This window comes from Nocardioides sp. NPDC054178, from assembly GCF_055585005.1.
Genome location: NZ_JBVJKY010000005.1, coordinates 286,507 through 306,414, shown reverse-complemented (window position 1 = coordinate 306,414; position 19,908 = coordinate 286,507). Strand labels below are relative to the sequence as shown.

At 68.8% G+C, this 19,908-nt stretch carries 17 protein-coding genes and 2 tRNA genes; 16 read left to right on the top strand and 3 right to left on the bottom strand.

All coding sequences use genetic code 11. From position 1 onward, the window contains the following. The first annotated feature begins 2 nt into the window (after window positions 1–2). The 3 genes from ACZ6WN_RS19930 to ACZ6WN_RS19920 are packed head-to-tail and all read left to right on the top strand — an operon-like array spanning window position 3 to window position 2,113. Window positions 3–881, top strand: coding sequence for an alpha/beta hydrolase (locus tag ACZ6WN_RS19930; RefSeq protein ID WP_465866996.1), 879 nt, complete (start codon window positions 3–5; stop codon window positions 879–881). Continuing rightward, window positions 878–1,522 (top strand): class I SAM-dependent methyltransferase, encoded by a 645-nt coding sequence (locus ACZ6WN_RS19925; RefSeq protein ID WP_465866995.1) that lies wholly within the window; start codon window positions 878–880, stop codon window positions 1,520–1,522. The genes ACZ6WN_RS19930 and ACZ6WN_RS19925 overlap by 4 nt, the downstream gene beginning before the upstream one ends. 18 nt (window positions 1,523–1,540) lie before the next feature. Continuing rightward, complete coding sequence (locus tag ACZ6WN_RS19920) at window positions 1,541–2,113, top strand: LURP-one-related family protein (RefSeq protein WP_465866994.1); 573 nt, start codon at window positions 1,541–1,543, stop codon at window positions 2,111–2,113. 11 nt (window positions 2,114–2,124) lie between these two features. Here the strand turns inward: ACZ6WN_RS19920 and ACZ6WN_RS19915 are convergent, their stop codons facing one another. Beyond that, a complete protein-coding gene (locus ACZ6WN_RS19915; RefSeq protein WP_465866993.1) occupies window positions 2,125–3,348 on the bottom strand; it encodes an inositol monophosphatase family protein in 1,224 nt (407 codons plus the stop codon). A gap of 666 nt (window positions 3,349–4,014) precedes the next feature. Here ACZ6WN_RS19915 and ACZ6WN_RS19910 point away from each other — a divergent pair. From ACZ6WN_RS19910 to tig, 7 genes are all read left to right on the top strand, one after another. Further along, entirely contained in the window at window positions 4,015–5,286 is a 1,272-nt protein-coding gene (locus tag ACZ6WN_RS19910) for an HNH endonuclease signature motif containing protein (protein WP_465866992.1), read from the top strand. Between the two features lie 734 nt (window positions 5,287–6,020). Beyond that, window positions 6,021–6,539, top strand: coding sequence for a ribose-5-phosphate isomerase (locus ACZ6WN_RS19905; protein ID WP_465866991.1), 519 nt, complete (start codon window positions 6,021–6,023; stop codon window positions 6,537–6,539). Window positions 6,540–6,546: 7 nt separating this feature from the next. After that, window positions 6,547–7,389 (top strand): Fpg/Nei family DNA glycosylase, encoded by an 843-nt coding sequence (locus ACZ6WN_RS19900; protein ID WP_465866990.1) that lies wholly within the window; start codon window positions 6,547–6,549, stop codon window positions 7,387–7,389. 66 nt (window positions 7,390–7,455) lie between these two features. Continuing rightward, on the top strand, window positions 7,456–8,532 hold the full coding sequence (locus tag ACZ6WN_RS19895) for a PP2C family protein-serine/threonine phosphatase (RefSeq protein WP_465866989.1): 1,077 nt from the start codon (window positions 7,456–7,458) through the stop codon (window positions 8,530–8,532). A 99-nt stretch (window positions 8,533–8,631) separates the two neighbouring features. Then, window positions 8,632–8,705, top strand: a tRNA-Gly gene (locus ACZ6WN_RS19890). Between the two features lie 35 nt (window positions 8,706–8,740). Continuing rightward, window positions 8,741–8,813, top strand: a tRNA-Pro gene (locus ACZ6WN_RS19885). 69 nt (window positions 8,814–8,882) lie between these two features. Continuing rightward, entirely contained in the window at window positions 8,883–10,265 is a 1,383-nt protein-coding gene (gene tig / locus ACZ6WN_RS19880) for a trigger factor (RefSeq protein WP_465866988.1), read from the top strand. A 71-nt stretch (window positions 10,266–10,336) separates the two neighbouring features. Here tig and ACZ6WN_RS19875 read toward each other — a convergent pair whose 3' ends face one another. After that, window positions 10,337–11,098, bottom strand: coding sequence for a hypothetical protein (locus ACZ6WN_RS19875; RefSeq protein ID WP_465866986.1), 762 nt, complete (start codon window positions 11,096–11,098; stop codon window positions 10,337–10,339). Between the two features lie 209 nt (window positions 11,099–11,307). Here ACZ6WN_RS19875 and ACZ6WN_RS19870 point away from each other — a divergent pair, with 209 nt between their 5' ends. From ACZ6WN_RS19870 to ACZ6WN_RS19850, 5 genes are all read left to right on the top strand, one after another. Next, complete coding sequence (locus ACZ6WN_RS19870) at window positions 11,308–12,318, top strand: lipase family protein (RefSeq protein WP_465866985.1); 1,011 nt, start codon at window positions 11,308–11,310, stop codon at window positions 12,316–12,318. Between the two features lie 175 nt (window positions 12,319–12,493). After that, window positions 12,494–13,102: an ATP-dependent Clp protease proteolytic subunit gene (locus ACZ6WN_RS19865; protein WP_350716455.1), complete on the top strand. Its 609-nt coding sequence runs from the start codon at window positions 12,494–12,496 to the stop codon at window positions 13,100–13,102. 4 nt (window positions 13,103–13,106) lie between these two features. Beyond that, window positions 13,107–13,712: an ATP-dependent Clp protease proteolytic subunit gene (locus ACZ6WN_RS19860; RefSeq protein WP_355231559.1), complete on the top strand. Its 606-nt coding sequence runs from the start codon at window positions 13,107–13,109 to the stop codon at window positions 13,710–13,712. 100 nt (window positions 13,713–13,812) lie between these two features. After that, the gene (gene clpX, locus ACZ6WN_RS19855) at window positions 13,813–15,105 is read left to right on the top strand and encodes an ATP-dependent Clp protease ATP-binding subunit ClpX (RefSeq protein WP_357340754.1); all 1,293 of its coding nucleotides are present in this window, start codon (window positions 13,813–13,815) and stop codon (window positions 15,103–15,105) included. A 116-nt stretch (window positions 15,106–15,221) separates the two neighbouring features. After that, window positions 15,222–16,136 (top strand): hypothetical protein, encoded by a 915-nt coding sequence (locus ACZ6WN_RS19850; protein ID WP_465866982.1) that lies wholly within the window; start codon window positions 15,222–15,224, stop codon window positions 16,134–16,136. A gap of 150 nt (window positions 16,137–16,286) precedes the next feature. Here ACZ6WN_RS19850 and valS read toward each other — a convergent pair whose 3' ends face one another. After that, window positions 16,287–18,917: a valine--tRNA ligase gene (gene valS / locus ACZ6WN_RS19845; protein WP_465866980.1), complete on the bottom strand. Its 2,631-nt coding sequence runs from the start codon at window positions 18,915–18,917 to the stop codon at window positions 16,287–16,289. Between the two features lie 80 nt (window positions 18,918–18,997). On the opposite strand from valS, the gene ACZ6WN_RS19840 reads away from it, so the two are divergent. Continuing rightward, window positions 18,998–19,867, top strand: coding sequence for a GNAT family N-acetyltransferase (locus tag ACZ6WN_RS19840; RefSeq protein WP_465866979.1), 870 nt, complete (start codon window positions 18,998–19,000; stop codon window positions 19,865–19,867). Window positions 19,868–19,908: the final 41 nt, after the last annotated feature.

Genomic DNA, 19,908 nt, shown 5'->3' with positions numbered 1-19,908 from the left:
ACATGGTCCGTCTCTTCCCTGCCGCCCGCCGAGCCATCGCTGCCGAGGAGGCCTCGCCGCCGGTCTGGGAGGTCGACGTCGCGGCCCAGCGCGACGAGGCCCGCAAGCTGGCCGCGGCCGAGGCGAAGGAGGAGGTCGCGGAGGTCACCGGCATCGACGCCGACGGGGTGCCGTGCCGGCTCTACACCCCCGAGGACGTACGCGAGGGGCTGATCGTCCACCTCCACGGCGGGGGCTTCGTCTTCAACGACGTCGAGGTCCACGACGGCGCGTGCCGGAAGCTGGCCAACCGGAGCAGGCTGCGGGTGCTGTCGGTCGACTACCGGCGCCCGCCTGAGCACCCCTATCCCGCGGCCCCCGACGACGTCGACACGGTGCTCAAGTGGCTGGGCAACGACCCGCTGCTGGGTGCGCTGCCGGCGTACGTCCACGGCGACAGCGCCGGTGGCAACCTCGCCCTTGTCGCGGCGCTGCGCAACCCGGGGGTCTTCGGCGCGATGGTGCTCGTCTACCCGTTCCTCGACCCCTCGATGAGCACCCCGGGCTACACGATGGAGGACGGCTGGAAGGAGGAGGCGGCGTGGTACTGGAGGCAGTACGCCGCGACCGAGGCCGACCTCCGCAAACCTGACCTCGGCCCCTATCTCGCCTCGGACGAGGAGCTGCGCAGCCTGCCGCCGACGCTGATCGTCAGCGCCGAGGGCGACATCCTCACCGACGAGAACGAGGACTTCGCGCTCCGGCTGGCCGACCTCGGCGTCGAGGTGGTCGCCTTCCGAGCCGTCGGCCAGATCCACGGCTTCTGGCGCCACGGCCAGACCTTCCCGGCCGCGGAGTCGGTGATGGCGATGACGGGTGCCTTCTTGAGCGGGCGTTCGTGACGGAGCCCTACGACGTCACCGAGACCCGGGCTGCCTACGACACGGTCTCCAAGGCCTACGCCGAGATCGTCGACCCGACGATCACCGAGACCTCGTTCGACGCCGGCGTCCTGGACACGTTCGTCACCTACGTACGCAAGGACGGCGGCGGGCTCGTCGGCGACATCGGCTGCGGGCCCGGGCGGGTGACGGCCTACCTGGCCGAACGAGGTCTCGACGTCTTCGGGGTCGACCTGTCGACCGGCATGATCGAGCAGGCCAAGCACCGGCATCCGACGCTCCGGTTCGAGGTCGGCGACATGGCCCGTCTTCCGCTCCGCGACGGGGAGCTCGCGGGGGTGCTCGCCTGGTACTCCCTCATCCACACCCCGCCCTCGCGCCGTCCGGAGGTCGTCGCCGAGCTCGCCCGCGTGACCCGCCGCGGCGGCCGGTTCGTGACCGCGTTCCAGGTCGGGGACGAGCACGTACGCCACATCGGCGCCTACGGCCACGACGTCACCTTCGACGGTTATCGGCTCCCGGTCGAGGCGACCAGCGCACTGCTCGAGGAGGCGGGTTTCGAGGTCACCGCGACCGTGGTGCGCTCCGCGGAGAACTGGGAGCGGACACCGCAGGCGTATCTCGTCGCGCGCCGGCGGTGAGGCCGATAGGTTGCGCGCATGACGCAGCAGCCCTACCACGTCCCCCGCTTCTTCCTTCGCCAGAAGGTGACGCCCTTCACCAACAAGTACGTCGCCCAGGCCGCCAACACCGACGGCTCGGAGGGCCAGGTGCTCGCCTTCGCGCAACAGAAGCGGCTGGCGTTCAAGGAGCAGGTGACGTTCTACGCCGACGAGTCGAAGTCGCAGGCCGTCTTCGCGTTCAAGGCGCGGGCGGTGATGGACCTCAACGCCGGCTACGACGTCACCGACGCCGCCGGTGCGGCGCTGGGCTTCTTCCGTAAGGACTTCGGTAAGAGCCTGCTGCGCTCGACCTTCCAGGTCGAGGGCCCCGGTTACACCGGCACCGGCCAGGAGCGCAACCAGGTGGTGGCCATCCTGCGCCGCTTCACCGAGCTCGACTTCCTCCCGATCCACTTCGACTACGTGTCCTCCGAGGGCCGGCCGCTGATCTCGATCGAGCGCCGCTTCGCCTTCCGGGACAAGTACACGGTCACCGTCCACGACCCGCGCGTCGACTTCCGGGTCGCCGCTGCCCTCGCGGTGGCGATGGACGCGCTGATGCAGCGCTGAGAGGTCTCGGCTCAGGGTCCGTCGGCGGCTTCGAGGTGCGGGCGGACCAGGTCGAGCAGCTTGCGGTGGGTGGCCTCGTCGGCCGCGGCGATCATGCCGCGGCCGGTGTGGACCGGGTTGCCGTCGAGGTCGGTGACGACGCAGCCGGCCGCCTGGCACAGCGCGATGCCGGCGGTGAAGTGGACGCTTCCCTCGAGATGGCCGTCGGTGACGTACGCCGCCCGCCGGCCGGCCGCGAGCCAGGCGACCGCGAGGGTCGAGGACATCACGCGTGGGCCGAAGTGGGCGCGTAGGCGCGGGTCGGCGACGAGCTGCCCGCCGACGAACGGCCGGTCGAGCGGGCCGTCGCACTGGATGTCGACGAGCCGGGTCCGCGGGCTCGGGGTGAGGACCGTGTCGCCGCCGCCCTGGCGCAGCCGGGCGACGGTGCCGTCGGTCCAGAAGATCTCCTCGCTGATCGGGTCCGCCGAGACCGCCGCCTGGACGCCCTCGGGCGTCACCAGCGCGACGTTCACCGCGGCGAGCGGCGTCCGCGCGGCGTAGTTGAGGGTCCCGCAGAGCGGGTCGACCAGCCATCTCCGCTCGCTGTCGCCGCTGCGCCCGGACTCCTCGCCCTCGAAGGCGTCCTCGGGCCGGTACGTCGCGATCGTCTCCCGGATCGCCTTCTCCGAGGCGAGGTCCGCCTCGGTCGCGAAGTCGGTCGGGGACTTGTCGAAGTGGCTCAGATCGGTGCCGTACATCTCACGCACGACCACCGCCCCCGCCGTCGCCGCCGCGATCGCGACCGCATGGTCCGGGAACGCTGCCCGGAACGCGTCGATCGCGGGGTCTGGTCTTGTCTCCGGCTCGTCGCCGATGAAGACCGCCACCACCTCGGCCTTGGGATCCTCGGTCAGCGCCGGCAGCAGCCGCTCGCGCCAGCTCCGCACGTTGGGATGGTCATACTCGAGGTAAGCCTCCGCCGGGGAGAGCATCTCGATCGCCCGCTCGAGGTCCTCTCGGGAGAGCCTGTAGGCCGCAGTGCCGCTCGTGTGTCCTACGACCGTCGCGATCACTACCGCCGGGAGGCGGTGGCCGTACGCGTTGACCAGGGGAAAATGTTCTGGTTCGTAGGCGGTCGCCGTCGACGGCCGCAGACCTACGCCGTGGGCCTGTGGGGGAGTCCAGCCGTCGATGGCTGCTTCGAACCTTGATCGTGCCGCGAGGATCTCGTCCATCGTCTTCCACTGGTCCACGGTGGGGGAATCTATCGGTGGGGATGGTGTTCTCGGGAGTGGTTTTCGGCTCGGGGTGTTTCGGTGGTCGAGCTTGTCGAGACCACCCTGTCGCGTGACCGTTCTTCGTGGCTTAGGTGGGCCGCCGACCCGTTCTGGACGGTCTTCTCGACGGACCCCGGAGTCAAGGCGATGTATCGAGCTTTTCGAGATGACGCCCTGCGGGCGCCGGCTTCGCCGGCCGCTTCGCGGGTCTGTGTCGGGGACCGGTGATGCCCGGTGGTCGAGCTTGTCGAGACCACCCTGTGCGTGACCGTTCTTCGTGGCTGGTCTGGGCCGCCGACCCGTTCTTGAGGGTCTTCTCGATCTGGTCCGGCGTCAAGGACGCCCTTCGGGCGCCGGCTTCGCCGGCCGCCTGCGGCGGTCCTGGACTCCGGACCAGATCGAGAAAAGATTTGGCTGGCTATCGGGGCGGCGGCCCGGGTGTGGCGCAGCGCATTCATTCCTGCGACGGATGGTGTCGATGGGAGTGAAGGGGCGGCCCTTCAGGCCACTTACCATCCACAGGAACGACGCCTTTCACTCACCGCGAAAACCTGGTTTGAACAGGGAAAATAGATGGTAAAAAGAGCGGTTCAGGCGTAGAATCAGAGCCATCACAACACCCCTTAAAGGGAAGGAATGGCGATGAGTCTCGGGCGCGACATCGACCACTGGGGAACCAACCCTGGCGACGCGATCGACGCTGCCTTGCAGGCCATCGAGACCGCCCTCCAAGAGCTCCTGGCCACCGACCCTGCCTATTGGCGCACCAGTCAGAAGAAGGACCTGCTCGAACGCCTGGAGAAACTCCAGGCCCAACAGGCCGCACTGAAACTACGGGTCCTGGCATCTGCGGGTGACATTGCGGAGGAGACCGGTGCGAAAGACGTCTCGGGGTGGCTGCGGACCGAACTCCTGGTCGACAACGGGGTGGCCCGCTCGCAGATCAAACTCGCTGCTGGTGTCGCGAAGTACGACCTGGTGGCTGCCGGTCTGGCCGAGGGTGTGGTGTCCCAAGACAAGGCCTGGGTGATCACGAAGGCGCTTGATGCCGTCGAGGCCGACCCTGCCGCCAGTGGTGAGCACCTGGTGTCGGCGGAGAAGATGCTGGTCGACTATGCCGCCTGGATGACCGCCAACGAGCTCAAGAACGCCGGCCGACGGATCCTGGCCGAGATCGACCCCGCATGGTTCGAAGCCGCTGAGGCCAAAGCCCTGCAGCGGGAAGAAGAACACGCCGCCCGACGCACCTTCTACACCGCCCGCGACAACGGTGATGGCACCATCGACCTCCACGCGAGAGTCTCCCGCGCCGTCGGGATGAGGCTGCGCACGATCCTGGACTCGTTGGCGCAGCCGAGGAAGCTGTCGGCGGAGAACCGCGGCCGCAAGGCACCGTATGACCGGCTCCTGGGGCAGGCGTTCGCCCGGGTGATCGAGACCTACGACGTCGACCTGCTGCCGCGTCATGGTGGCCACGGGACCACGGTGTTCATCACGATGAGCGTGGAGGACCTCCGCAAGGACCTCGGCACCGCTGCGTTGGGGTTCGACGGCGAGAAGATCACCGCGGCTGAGGCCCGGCGGATGGCGTGCAACGCCGACCTGGTGCCGGTGGTGTTGGGCACTGACTCCGAGGTCCTGGACCTGGGCAGGACGGCCCGCCTGGCGCACCCGATTCAACACCGAGCATTGCGGTTACGAGATCAAGGTTGCCGGGCCGAGGACTGTGACGCCCCGGCGGCGTGGACCGAGGCTCATCATCTGAAACCGTGGTCCGAAGGTGGCCGAACCAGCCTGGCCAACATGGTGTTGTTGTGTCCAAGTGATCATCATCGGATCCACGACGCCAACTACACCTACGACCGGCTCCCCGACGGTCGGATCCGGTTCACTCGGCGCGCCCAAACCGGCTGATCGGGGCGTGCTGATCCGGCTGCGCTGATCCGGCTTGCTGCCGCGCACCTGCAACGGCCCCGGGCCGAGGCGCAATACTTGCTGTGCTGTGCCCCCGATCAGTGTCGCCCGCGGCTGGGTCCGTGCCTCTGGGCCGGAACACGGCCGCCCTCGGCCTTCTGGCCCCCAGTTGACGGCTGGCCCCCTTCCGTCCACTCGACTCGCCTGAGACAGCCTCTGATCAGCGATCACTCTGGCCAGCGCCGGAGGCCGCATCGTCAGGTACGCCCACGTCGTCGCGGCCCCTTCCCGACGGCCCTGCTTGTGAAGCCGTCACAAGGTGTCATCGTCTTGTAAAAGCACCGCAAACACGCCAGCCTCCAGGACCCATCAACCCAGGATCCCCAGGCCCGTGCCCAACCCAAGGGACTCTGCGCCAAACCCCGCCGCCGACCCGATCACCAGCCAAAATTCTCGACGGGTCCCGGTGTCCAGGACCGCGAAGCGGCCGGCGAAGCCGGCGACCGCAGGCCGTCCTTGACTCCGGGGGCCGGCGAGAACACCCTCCGTAACGGGTCGGCGGCCGCCAGCCCATGAGACACCCCGACTCCGAAAAACGCACGTCACCAACCCAGCGAACCGACTCTCCCGAATGCCCGCGAGAACACCCTCCCCAACCGGTCGGCGGCCACCGACCCACGAGGCATCAACCCACCGAATCCGAAGATGAGTCCAGGGTGAGAGAGGATGGAGGCATGCGCGTCCACATCGGCTGTGACCACGCCGGTCTCGAACTGAAGTCCCACCTGATCAACCGTCTGACGGAGCTCGGCTACGAGCCTGTCGACCATGGCCCGTTCGTCTACGACGCACTCGATGACTACCCGGTCTTCTGCATCCGGGCGGCCGAGGGGGTGGCCCGGGAGCGGGAGCAGGGGCTGGACAGCCTGGGTGTCGTGATCGGCGGGTCGGGCAACGGTGAGCAGATCGCGGCCAACAAGGTGACCGGCATCCGCTGTGCGCTCGCGTGGAGCGAGGAGACCGCCAAGCTCGCCCGTGACCACAATGATGCCCAGGTGGTCGCGGTGGGTGGCCGGATGCACAGCCTCGAGGACATGACGAAGTTCGTCGAGATCTTCCTGGCCGAGCCGTTCAGCGGGGACGAGCGGCACGTACGCCGCATCGACCAGCTCCACGCCTACGACGCGGAGGGCGTACGTCCGCCGCTTCCCGACTCGGCGAAGGGCCTGGGGCCCGCCGAGGACCAGGACTGATCCGGGGATGCCCGAGGGGCACACCCTCCACCGTCTCGCGCTCGACCTGAGCGACGCCTTCGCCGGCCAGCAGGTCCGGGTCAGCAGCCCGCAGGGCCGCTTCGCCGACTCGGCCGCGCTGCTCGACGGCCATGTCCTCACCGGCGCCGAGGCGTGGGGCAAGCAGCTGTTCCTCGAGTTCCCGGGGGAGCAGTACGTCCACATCCACCTCGGCCTCTACGGCAAGCTCGACCTGCGGCCGTACACGGCAGAGCCGCCGCTCCCTGTCGGGCAGGTCCGGCTCCGGCTCACCGGCATCGACACCTACGCCGACCTGCGCGGCGCCAACACCTGCAACCTCGTCACCGCGGCCCAGCGGGATGCGGTGGTCGCGAAGCTCGGCCCGGACCCGCTGCGGGACGACGCCGACCCGAGCCGGGCCTGGCTGCGGATCAGCCGGAGCCGTACGAGCATCGGCGCGCTGCTGATGGACCAGACCGTCCTGGCGGGCGTGGGGAACGTCTACCGGGCCGAGGTGCTCTTCCGGCACCGGATCGACCCGATGCGCCCGGGCAACACCCTGCGCAGACAGCAGTGGGACGCCATCTGGGACGACCTGGTCGAGCTCATGAAGCTCGGCGTCCAGCGAAACCGCATCGACACCGTCCGCGACGAGCACACCCCCGAGGCGATGGGTCGCCCGCCGCGCAAGGACGACCACGGCGGCGAGGTCTACGTCTACCGCCGCAACGGGCAGCCGTGCCTGGTGTGCGGCACGAGCGTACGCACCACCGAGCTGCAGCAGCGCAACCTGTTCTGGTGCCCGAAGTGCCAGCGCACCTACCGGCCCCGGACGACCGTAAAGAAGTAGCCCGCACTACTCTCCGGCCTGCGAGAACGACCACGCAGCCCCCACCTCGAGACCTAGAGTGAGGCCATGTCGAGCCATGCCTTCGCAGACCGCTTGCGGAGCAACGCGATCCGCCGCAGGTTCCGTGACCCGGAGCTGCGAGCGGTGCTGTGGCTCGGGCTGCTCACCATCGTCCTGACGGTCCTCGCAGCGGCTCAGACGGGCTGGCTGCAGGTGGTCCCGGTGGCGGTGCTGACCGTGCCGCTGCTGCTGGGCGCGGTGCTGCTGGGGCCGCGTACGCTCAGCTGGTTCGTCGTCTTCGTGATGGTGATGATCGTGGTCGCGGCCAGCCGGCTCACGCTCTCCGACCGGGATGCCGCCGCCATCGGTGTGCACTTCCTGCTCGGCGCGATCGTGCTGTTCGTCGCGATGCGCCGCACCTACCTCGGGGTGGGTGGGCTGAGCGACGAGCTGATGCTGCTCGACCTGACCCACAAGCTCGACCAGGGTGCGATCCCCCCGATGCCTCACGGCTGGCTCGCCGACTCGGCGGTCCTGCCGGCCGGCGGCACCCGGTTCGCCGGCGACTTCGTGGTGGCCGCGCGCGCGGACGACCGGCTCGAGATCGTCGTCGTCGACGTCTCCGGCAAGGGGGAGCGCGCGGGCACCAGAGCGCTCCAGCTGTCCGGTGCGTTCGGCGGCCTCCTCGGCGCGGTGTCGCCGGCCGAGTTCCTGCCCGCCGCCAACCGTTACCTGCTCCGCCAGGACTGGGCGGAGGGCTTCGCGACGGCCGTCTACCTCTCGATCGACCTCACCAACGGTGCGTACGAGATCCGTACGGCCGGCCACCCGCCCGCGCTGCTGCGCCGGGCCGCGACCGGCCGCTGGGAGGAGGCCGAGAGCAACGGCCCGGTGCTGGGGCTCATCGATGACGTCGAGTTCGACGCCTGCGAGGGAGTGCTCGGGGTGGGCGACATGGTGATGCTCTACACCGACGGCGTCGTGGAGGCGCGAGGCGTCGACCTCGAGCACGGCATCGGCAACCTGGTCGCCACCGCCGACCATCTCGCCGTCACCGGACGAGGTGGGGGAGCGCGCCGCCTGCTCGAGGGGCTGAGCGCCAGCTCCGACGATCGCGCGCTCGTCGCCGTCGGGAGACGCTGACCACCGGTCGAACCGGTCGGTAGGGGAGCCGGTTACAGGTGTGAGCCAGATCTATGGCAGGATTTCGCAGGTCGCACGAGGGCGCTGGCTCTCGCGTGCGCGGATGTAGCTCAATGGTAGAGCCTCAGTCTTCCAAACTGATTACGCGGGTTCGATTCCCGTCATCCGCTCCAAGTGCCATTCCCGCTGATTGGGGAGGGGCCCTTGACGGGGCGTAGCGTAGTGGCTAGCGCGCCTGCTTTGGGAGCAGGAGACCGCAGGTTCGAGTCCTGTCGCCCCGACATCTCCCCCGTAGTTCCAAAGCCCTGCACGCGACATCATTCTCAGAAACAAACGACAGGAGACACCCTGTGAAGAGCGCCGTCGAGACGTTGAGCCCGACCCGGGCCAAGCTGACCGTCGAGGTGCCCTTCGAGGAGCTCAAGCCGAGCCTCGACGCGGCGTACAAGCAGATCGCCAAGCAGATCAACGTCCCCGGCTTCCGCCGGGGCAAGGTCCCGCCCCAGGTGATCGACAAGCAGGTCGGCCGCGGTGCGGTGCTCTCCGAGGCGGTCAACAACGTCCTCCCGCAGATGTACTTCGACGCCCTCCAGGAGAACTCGCTCGAGCCGCTCGCGCAGCCCGAGATCGAGGTCACCAAGCTCGAGGACAACGAGACGCTGGAGTTCACCGCCGAGGTCGACGTCAAGCCCGAGATCACGCTGCCCGACTACGAGGGCATCGAGGCCAAGGTCGACGACATCGAGCTCACCGACGCTGACGTCGAGGAGCAGATCCAGGCGATGCGCGAGCGCTTCGGCACCCTCAAGGACGTCGAGCGCCCCGCCGCCGACGGTGACTTCGTCGTCATCGACCTGAAGGCGACCAAGGACGGCGAGGACGTCGAGGGCGCCGAGGCCGTCGGGATGAGCTATCAGGTCGGCAAGGGCGGCATGCTCGACGGTCTGGACGAGGCCATCACCGGTCTGTCGGCCGGCGAGTCCGCCGACTTCAAGAGCACCCTCGTCGGCGGTGAGCTGATCGGCCAGGAGGTCGACGTCAACGTCACCGTCAACCAGGTGCAGGAGCAGGAGCTCCCGGCTTACGACGACGACTTCGCCCAGCTCGCCAGCGAGTTCGACACCGTCAAGGAGCTCGAGGAGGACGTCCGCGGCCGCCTCGGCAACGGCAAGCGCCTCGAGCAGGCCGCCGCCGCCCGTGACGCCGTCCTCGAGGCGCTCCTGGAGCAGGTCGAGATCCCGCTGCCGGAGAGCATCGTCACCGACGAGCTCAACGCGCGCCGCGAGGGCATCGAGCAGCAGCTCGGCTTCGCCGGTCTCACCTTCGAGAAGTACCTCGAGGACGAGGAGCAGACGATCGAGGAGTTCGAGGCCGACCTCGAGCGCCGCGTTCGTGACGCCGTCGCCGCCCAGCTGATCCTCGACCAGATCGCCAAGGAGAAGGAGATCGGGGTCGAGCAGCAGGAGCTGACCGAGCACATGATGCGCCGTGCGCAGCAGTCCGGTCAGGACCCGCAGGAGTTCGTCAACCACATGCTCGAGCACAACCACGTGCCGGAGCTGGTCCAGGAGATCCTGCGCGGCAAGGCGCTCGCCCAGCTCGTCGAGGCCGCCAAGGTCACCGACGAGTCCGGCAACCACGTCGAGTTGAAGAACCTCCGCCCCGACGGCACCATCGGTGAGGACGAGGCCGAGGTCGAGGCCCCCGAGGAGAGCGAGAAGGCTGAGGCCTGATCACCCTCTGACGTACGTCACAGCGCCCCTGCCTCGCGGCGGGGGCGCTGTCGTTGTCGGGTGAGTCGGCGCTACTGGGCGTCGAAGTTGTCCGTCGGGTCGCCCGAGACCTCCAGGTGCTTGGCCGCACAGTCGGTCTTCGACAGGCCCTGCTCGACGCACCACTCCAGCGCGGGTGTGGAGGTGTCGCCGGGATAGGGCACCACGACGGCGTACATCCCCGGCTTCACGTACGAGCTCGGCCACTCGCCGGTGTCGAGGAGCAGCGCGTCGGGGTGGTCGGTCTTGATCTTCTGGTAGCGGGTCAGCGCCTGGTGCCAGTCGGCGTCACCGCCATCCCCGGCGCCGACCGCCGCCAGCTGCGGGATCCAGGTGCCGATGAGCTTGGTGGCCGCCTCGGTGTCGAGGCGGGAGATGCGGAGCAGCTGGTTCTCCGGCGGGGCGTCCGGGTCGATGGAGGGCTCGCTCGAGGATGCGTTCGCACCGGGGCTGGCCGAGGGCTCCGGCTCCGCCTCGGACTGCAGGGGACGGGTCCCGTCCTTGCCGAAGATGAACCCGAGCACGCCGGCGATGAGGACCAGCACCACGATCATCACCAGGATCGGGGCGGTGCGGCCCTTCCGGCGCGCCTGAGTTGGCGCAGCGGCGTCGTCGAAGAAGTACCCGCGCGTAGCGCGTGGGGTGGCCGCCTCGTCGCCGAGCTCGTCCACGAAGAGCGGCCGGTGTCGCTCCGGGGGAGCCAGGAGCGGGGTGCCGCAGCCGATGCAGTAGATGGCCCCGGGCAGCAGCGCATCGCCGCACGACAGACAGTGTGATTCCTTCTCGTCGCTCACGCGTGAACACCCCCTTCCCCATCCGACGGTAACCCGTGACGGGCGCTGTCGTCACGCAACATCAGTAACAACAGCATCACGGACACCATAAGTGTGAGTGAACGCAAACGTGCCGAATGTGGTCGTCGCGGTGTGATCTGAGACACAGACGGGCCGGACAGTGGTCGCGGGTGATCCGGTCGGCGCGGCGTAGGCCCTACGCTGCCAGCGTGACCCCCAGTCCTGAGACCGTCCGCGCCGTGGTCCTCAACGTCGAGGACGTCCCGGTGGACCCCGACGCCGAGGAGCAGCTCGACCGCGGTCAGGGCAAGGTGGCCGGCCTCGTCGGTCTGGCGAAGCTCGCCTGGCGCATCACCGCCTTCGCGCGCCGGCCGTTCGCGGCCCCGTTCGCCCTCGCGACGCCGATCATCCGCGGTGTCGTCAACACCGACTCCGGACCCGCCGTCGCGGTCCGGCACCAGGGCCGCACGGTCGCGCCGAAGGAGTGGGCCACCGTTCAGCGACAGACCGGGACGAGCCCGCGGATCCTGGTCCTGATCCCGCCTGCGGGCAAGGACGAGACCGTCTGGGACGAGGGCTCCCAGGCGACCGGCGCGACGTACGCCGACCGGCTTGCCGAGCTTCTCGGCTGGATGCCGCTGCACATGCACGTCTCGGCCGGCAGCAGGTCGGTGCCTGCCGCGGTGGCGCTCAGCAGCCGGATCCAGGAGTGCGTCGACGCCCTCGCCGCGGAGTCGGACATCGACGCTTCCGGATCGCCCCGCATCGTCCTGGTCGGCTACGCCGGTGGTGGTCTGATCGCCCGCAACGCGCTCGGGGTGGCCACCTCGGGGGCACGGCCGTGGACGACGTACGTCTCCGAGCTGATCGCCCTCGGCACGACGCCCTATGCGGTCACCTCCGCCCCGATGTCGGGTGGGGTCGGCAAGCAGCTCGACGAGCACCTCGCCGGGATCGCGGTCGTCGGGGCCGACGAGGCGATGCTCCCGCCGCGGCCGGACGTGGACTATCTGCTGGTCACCGACAAGGCGACCTCGCGCCCCAACCGGGTCGGGCGGCTCTTCGGGGAGATGCTGTGGTGGCGGCACAAGACGCCGCTGCGCTCGCGACGGGTGCGCGACCTGTTCCCGACGGCGGAGCGCTTCACGCTCTCGACCGCCGAGACGCCGCTGTCGAACCATCCGGCGGTGCACGACGCCCTGCTGCGCTGGCTGGCGTAGCCGCAGAAATCGTGGTGCCGCCCGGATTGCGTCGCCATCGCCAATAGTTCTGCCGTCGGCGAACAATGGCACACCAGCCGTGGAACAACTGGATGTGGCGGCTAGTGTCGATCCTGTGAACATCGACTCCAGCGCGGCTGACGCTCATGCCGGTGCCCCAGGGCTCTCCCCGAGCCTGGGCGGCAACGGCGGCGGTCTGAGCCTTCTCGACGACAACATCTACAACCGACTGCTGCGGGAGCGCATCGTCTTCCTCGGCTCCGAGGTCCGCGACCAGAACGCCAACGCGATCTGCGCGCAGCTCCTGCTGCTCTCCGCGGAGGACCCCGAGGCCGACATCTTCCTTCACATCAACTCGCCCGGTGGCTCGGTGGATGCCGGTATGGCCATCTACGACACGATGAACTACATCCCCAACGACGTGGCGACCGTCGGCATGGGCCTGGCCGCCTCGATGGGCCAGTTCCTGCTCTGCGCCGGTGCGAAGGGCAAGCGCTACGCGCTGCCGCACGCGCGGATCATGATGCACCAGCCCTCCTCGGGCATGGGCGGCTCGGCCTCCGACATCAAGATCCAGGCCCAGCAGTCCCTGCACATCAAGAAGGTGCTGCTGGAGCTGATCAGCGAGCACACCGGCCAGACCGTCGACCAGGTGACGGTCGACGCCGACCGCGACCGCTGGTTCACCGCTGCCGAGGCCCTCGACTACGGCCTGGTCGACCAGGTCATCAAGAGCGCCAAGGAAGCCTCCGACGAGGGCCGCCCCGCCCACAAGAAGGACTGAGGACATGAACTACTACATCCCGCAGTGGGAGGAGCGTACGTCTTACGGCGTCCGCCGGATCGACCCCTACGCCAAGCTGTTCGAGGACCGGATCATCTACCTCGGCACCCCGATCAGCGACGATGTCGCCAACGCGGTCATCGCTCAGCTGCTCTGCCTGCAGTCGATGAACCCGGACCAGGACATCTCGATCTACATCAACAGCCCCGGTGGCTCGTTCACGGCCTGCACCGCGATCTACGACACGATGCAGTTCATCAAGCCGGACGTCCAGACCGTCTGCATCGGTCAGGCTGCCTCGGCCGCCGCGATCCTGCTCGGCGCGGGTGCGCACGGCAAGCGGATGGCGCTGCCGAACAGCCGCATCCTGATCCACCAGCCCTACACCGAGGGCACCTTCGGCCAGACCTCCGACATCGAGATCCAGGCCAACGAGATCCTGCGGATGCGTGAGCTGCTCGAGAAGATGATCGCCGACCACAGCGGCAAGTCGATGGACGAGGTCAGCCACGACATCGAGCGCGACAAGATCCTCACCGCCGCCCAGGCGGTCGAGTACGGCCTGATCGACTCGGTGCTCGAGTCGCTCAAGACGCCGCAGCTCGTTTGACCCTCGGACCCCGCGCCGCTCCCACATCGAAGGCGCGGCGCGGGGTACCGTCAGTAACTATTCGGACCTAGCAGCACAAGTCGGGGAAGGAAGGCCACTCGTGGCACGCATCGGCGACGGAGGTGACCTGCTGAAGTGCTCCTTCTGCGGGAAGAGCCAGAAGCAGGTCAAGAAGCTCATCGCGGGTCCCGGCGTCTACATCTGCGACGAGTGCATCGACCTCTGCAACGAGATCATCGAGGAGGAGCTCAACGAGGGCTCCGAGGTGGAGATCGCCGACCTCCCCAAGCCGAAGGAGATCTTCGACTTCCTCAACTCCTACGTCATCGGCCAGGAGCAGGCGAAGAAGTCGCTCGCGGTGGCGGTCTACAACCACTACAAGCGCGTCCAGGCTGGCCTGCAGCCCGGCGGCCCGCAGGGCCCCGGCAAGCACGCCAAGGAGGAGCAGGTCGAGGTCGCCAAGTCCAACATCTTGGTGATCGGCCCGACCGGCTGCGGCAAGACCTACCTGGCGCAGACGCTGGCGCGGATGCTCAACGTGCCGTTCGCGATCGCGGACGCCACCGCGCTGACCGAGGCGGGCTACGTCGGTGAGGACGTCGAGAACATCCTCCTCAAGCTGATCCAGGCCGCCGACTACGACGTCAAGAAGGCCGAGACCGGCATCATCTACATCGACGAGATCGACAAGGTGGCCCGCAAGGCGGAGAACCCCTCGATCACGCGCGACGTCTCCGGCGAGGGTGTGCAGCAGGCGCTGCTGAAGATCATCGAGGGCACCACCGCCTCGGTGCCGCCGCAGGGTGGCCGCAAGCACCCGCACCAGGAGTTCATCCAGATCGACACCACCAACATCCTCTTCGTGGTGGGTGGCGCGTTCGCCGGTCTGGAGCACATCATCGAGCAGCGGGTCGGCAAGAAGACCCTTGGGTTCACCGCCGAGGTGCGCGGCAAGGCCGAGAAGGAGTCCGAGGACCTGCTCAAGCTGGTCCGCCCCGAGGACCTCACCAAGTTCGGGCTGATCCCGGAGTTCATCGGCCGGCTGCCGCTGATCGCGAGCGTCGAGAAGCTCGACCAGGCCGCACTGGTCAAGATCCTGACCGAGCCGCGCAACGCACTGGTGAAGCAGTACCAGAAGCTCTTCGACCTCGACGGCGTCGACCTCGAGTTCACCGAGGACGCCGTCACCGCCATCGCCGACAAGGCTCTCGAGCGGGGCACCGGTGCCCGTGGCCTCCGGGCGATCATCGAGGAGGTCCTCCTCTACGTGATGTACGACGTGCCCTCCCGTGGCGACGTCGGCAAGGTGATCGTGACCCGCGAGGTGGTCGACGACGGCGAGATGCCGACCCTCGTTCCTCGCGAGAAGGAAACCAAGAAGAAATCCGCGTAGTCCCTTTGGGTCATTTTCGCCGCCCGGGTCCGTATCGACCCGGGCGGTCCGACACAATACGCACTGATGATCATCTGTACCTTTCCAGCTCCGTCACTCGGTAGGGAAGTGGGCACGTGAGGTTCCAGAGGGGCCCGGTGATGGCCTACGCCGCCGTAGTGCTCATCGGCCTGCTCGTGGTCATCCAGACCCTCAGCCCGGACGTCTCCGCGCTGCACCGGGTGCCGCGTACGCTCTCGGGCCAGGCAGACTTCACCGTGATCCCTCCGGCGCCTTCTCCCGACGTCTCCGGGGTGTCGACGATTCCCAGCGCCACGCCCGACGCCGACCGGGGGAGCGACCGGGACGAGTCCTCCGAACCCGAGGGCCGGGAGGACGAGAAGCCGGACACGGCGCCGTCCGCACCCGCCGAGCAGCCCGAGGCGCCGCAGCCCTCCGAACAGCCGCCGGCGCCCGCCGACCCCGGTGAGGACGAGGGCCACGAGAAACCGCCGACGCTGGTCCCGTCCGTCGGACCGATCCCGGGCATCATGGCGCCCCTGCTGTGGCCGTTCGTGGCCGAGGAGGACGCCCGTCCCGTCGACGAGGCCGTGCCGATGTTCCTGCGGGAGCTGATCGCCGCAGACGCCGGCGTCCCGGTCGAGGATCTTCCGCTCGAAGAGCCGAAGAAGGACCAGGAGAAGGACCAGGCGCGCGAGGGGGCGAAGGAGCCCGACGCGGAGCCGACCAAGCAGGGTTCCGAGGCCGAGCAGGTCATCGAGGACGCCTGTGAGCTCACCGCCGCGATCGCCGAGGACGTGAAGACACTGCCGGGAGCGCACAACGATCCCGATCAGAAGGGCACGCCCGAGTGTGGTGAGGCGTGCGCTGAGTCGAAGACCCCGGTAGGGTCGTCGCCCGCAGCCGAACCCGAGGCCGCCACCGAATCCGCTGAGCCGTCCGACGAAGAGACGACGGAGGCACCGGAGCCGGAGGAGCCGAAGGACGGCAGCAAGGACGACCAGACGTGTGCCGAGAAGTCGGTGCAGTAGGGATCACTCCGATGGCGACCCGCACCACGCCAGAGTGACCGGCCGAGCGAGTCCCCCCGGACGCTTGGCCGGAGTGAGGGACGAAGCAGGCCCCGGACCGCATCGCGGTCCGGGGCCTGCTCCGTCGTTCGGGGTTCGGTCGAGCGAGGCTCAGGCCTCGTCGGAGACCTCTGCCAGCTCGGCGGTGACGGTGATCTCCGTGGCGTTCTCGTCGACGGTGAAGAAGAGATCGCCCACGATGTTGCCGACCCGCTTGAGGTCCGGCGCGGCAGCCTCGGCGTCCTTGACGAGCTTGGCCGGGCCGGTGACCTCGGCCTTGGCCAGCGGGTGACGCATCTTCACCTTCGCGGTCGACTTCGCGCCGCGGATCCCGGTCAGGGTCGCCGCGACGGCGTCGAGCGCCGCGGGGTCGGCGGCGGCAGCGGTGCCGAGCTCGAGCTCACGCGGCCACGAGGAGGTGTGGATGGATCCGGCCTGCCACCACGACCAGACCTCTTCGGTGACGTACGGCAGGAACGGGGCCAGCAGGCGCAGCTGGACGTGGAGAGCCGTGGCCAGCGTCGCGCGCGCGGACTCGGTCGCAAGACCGCCGTCCTCGTCGTAGGCGCGCTCCTTGACCAGCTCGAGGTAGTCGTCGCAGAACTCCCAGAAGAACTTCTCCGAGGTCTCCAGCGCCGTGGAGTAGTCGTAGGCCGCGAAGGCGTCGGTCGACTTGGTGATCGTCTCCTTGAGGCGGGCCATCAGCGCGCAGTCGACCGGCTGGGTGATCGCGACCGGGTTCAGCGTGGTCGCGCCGACGTTGCCGAGGACGAACTTGGAGGCGTTGAGGATCTTCATCGCCAGGCGGCGACCGACCTTCATCTGGGTCTCGTCGAACGGCGAGTCCATGCCCGGGCGGGTCAGCGCCGCACGCCAGCGGACCGCGTCGGCGCCGAACTTCTCGAGGATCTCGGTCGGGACGACGACGTTGCCCTTCGACTTCGACATCTTCTTGCGGTCGGGGTCGAGGATCCAGCCGGCGATCATCGCGTGGCTCCACGGGACGGTGCCGTCCTCGAGGTGGGCGCGGACGATACGGCCGAAGAGCCAGGTGCGGATGATCTCGTGGCTCTGGGTGCACAGGTCCATCGGGTAGACCCGGCTGAACAGGTCGGGGTCGGACTCCCAGCCGCCGGCGATCTGCGGGGTCAGCGACGAGGTCGCCCAGGTGTCCATGACGTCCGGGTCGCCCTGGAAGCCGCCGGGCTTGCCGCGCTGCGCCTCCTCGTAGCCGGCCGGAACATCGGTGGACGGGTCGATCGGGAGCTGGTCCTCGCTCGGCAGCAGCGGCTTGTCGTAGTCGGGGTTGCCCTCGGCGTCGAGTGCGTACCAGACCGGGAACGGGATGCCGAAGAAGCGCTGGCGGGAGATCAGCCAGTCGCCGTTGAGACCGCCGACCCAGTTGTCGTAGCGGTGGCGCATGTGCTCGGGCAGCCAGGTCACGTCGCCGCCGCGCGCCAGCAGCTGCTGACGCAGCTCGGGGTTGCGGCCACCGTTGGTGATGTACCACTGCCGGCTGGCGACGATCTCGAGCGGCTTGTCGCCACGCTCGTAGAAGTTGGCCATCCGCTGGGTCTTCTTCGGCTCGCCCTCGAGGTCGCCGGACTCGCGGATCATCGCGACGACGGCCTCGCGGGCCGAGTGGACGGTCTTGCCCTTCAGGTCCTCGTACGCCGCGACCCCCGCCTCGGTGGTGATCCACTCCGGGGTCTCGCGGGCGAAGCGGCCGTCGCGGCCGATCAGGGCGCGGGCGGGAAGGTTGAGCTCACGCCACCACTGGACGTCGGTGAGGTCACCCCAGGTGCAGCACATCGCGATGCCGGCGCCCTTGTCCATCTCGGCGGCCTCGTGAGGCAGGACGGGGATCTCGACACCGAAGATCGGGCTGGTGACGGTGCTGCCGAACAGGTCCTTGTAGCGGTCGTCGTCGGGGTGCGCGATCAGCGCGACGACGCTCGGGATCAGCTCGGGGCGGGTGGTCTCGATGTGGACCGGGGTGCCGTCAGGGCGGTGGAAGGCGACGCGGTGGAAGAAGCCGGGGTAGTCCTTGGCCTCGAGCTCGGCCTGGGCGACCGCGGTCTGGAAGGTGACGTCCCACAGGGTCGGCGCCTCCTGGAGGTAGGCCTCGCCGCGGGCCAGGTTGCGCAGGAACGCCTTCTGCGAGGCGGTCTGGGAGACCTTGCCGATGGTCGTGTACTGCTGGTCCCAGTCGAAGGAGAGACCCAGGGTGCGCCACAGGTCCTCGAAGACCTTCTCGTCCTCGACGACCAGCTGGTTGCACAGCTCGACGAAGTTGGGCCGGCTGATGGAGATCTGGCGCTTCGGGTCCGGCTTCTCCGGCGGCGTGAAGTCGGGGTCGTACGGCAGGCTCGGGTCGCAGCGGACGCCGAAGTAGTTCTGGACGCGGCGCTCGGTCGGCAGACCGTTGTCGTCCCAGCCGATCGGGTAGAAGACCGACTTGCCGTTCATCCGCTGGAAGCGGGCGATCAGGTCGGGGTGGGTGTAGGAGAAGACGTGGCCGACGTGCAGGCTGCCGGAGACGGTCGGCGGCGGGGTGTCGATCGAGTAGACGTTCTCGCGCGGCTGGGTGCGGTCGAAGGCGTAGGTCTTCTCGTTCTTCCACTGCTCGGCCCACTTGGCCTCCAGGCCCTCGAGGACCGGCTTGTCCGGTACGGCGACTACGCGCTGCTCAGCGGGCGTCGTCGTCTCCGGTGCGGTCTGCGTGGGCGTGGTCTCAGTCATGGGACCAAATCCTATGGGCGCGCGGTTGCTGGCGCGAAACCCGGTTGAGACCCGCGTTGCGCACTCGTCATGCTTCCGTCATGGGCACCATCGACTTCTTCACCGACCCGGCCGAGTTCCTCGCCGTCGCCAAGGACTATCTCGCGGGGGAGCCGGTGATCGCCAACGTGGTCGCCACCAACGCGGAGAAGGCGACCCGGACGGTGCAGCAGGGGCCGTATCGCTGGTTCGCCGTCGCCCGTGAGGGTGACCGGGTCGTGGGGGCGGCGATGCGGACGGCCGACTTCGAGCCGTACCCGCTCTACGTCTGCCCGATGCCCGAGCCGGCGGCGCTCGAGCTCGCGCGGGCGCTGCATGCCAAGGGCGAGTACGCCGGTGGGGCCAACGGCGCGCTCCCGGCAGCCCGGACGGTGGCCGAGGAGACCGCCCGGCTCGCGGGCGGGCGGGTGAGCGTCGCGATGGCGTCGCGGCTGCACGAGCTCGGCACGCTCGTGATGCCCTCCGGTGTGCCTGGGCGCGCCCGCCCGGCGACGTACGACGACCTCGAGCTGTGCCGGGAGTGGCTGGCCGACTTCGGGCATGCGGCCCGGGAGCAGTCCACCAACAAGGCCTACGCCCACGAGCACGCCGCCGTCGGCGAGGACGAGGTGCGGCGCCGGATCGAGGAGTTCCTGCTGCTGTGGGAGGTCGACGGCGAGGTCGTCTCCCTCCTCGGCGCGACCCTGCCCGCGCACGGCGTCGTCCGGATCGCGCCGGTCTACACGCCCAAGGAGCAGCGGGGTCACGGCTACGGCACCGCCGTCACCGCCGAGGCCTCGCGCCTCCTCGGCGCCGACGGCACCCGCCTGTGCCTGTTCACCGACGCCGACAACCCCGTCTCCAACCACGTCTACGCCAAGATCGGCTACCGCCCCGTCGTCGACATGGCCAACCACACGCTCGTCCCCTGACCCCCCCCGACTCGGCTCGTCTTGACGAGATCCCACGCCGA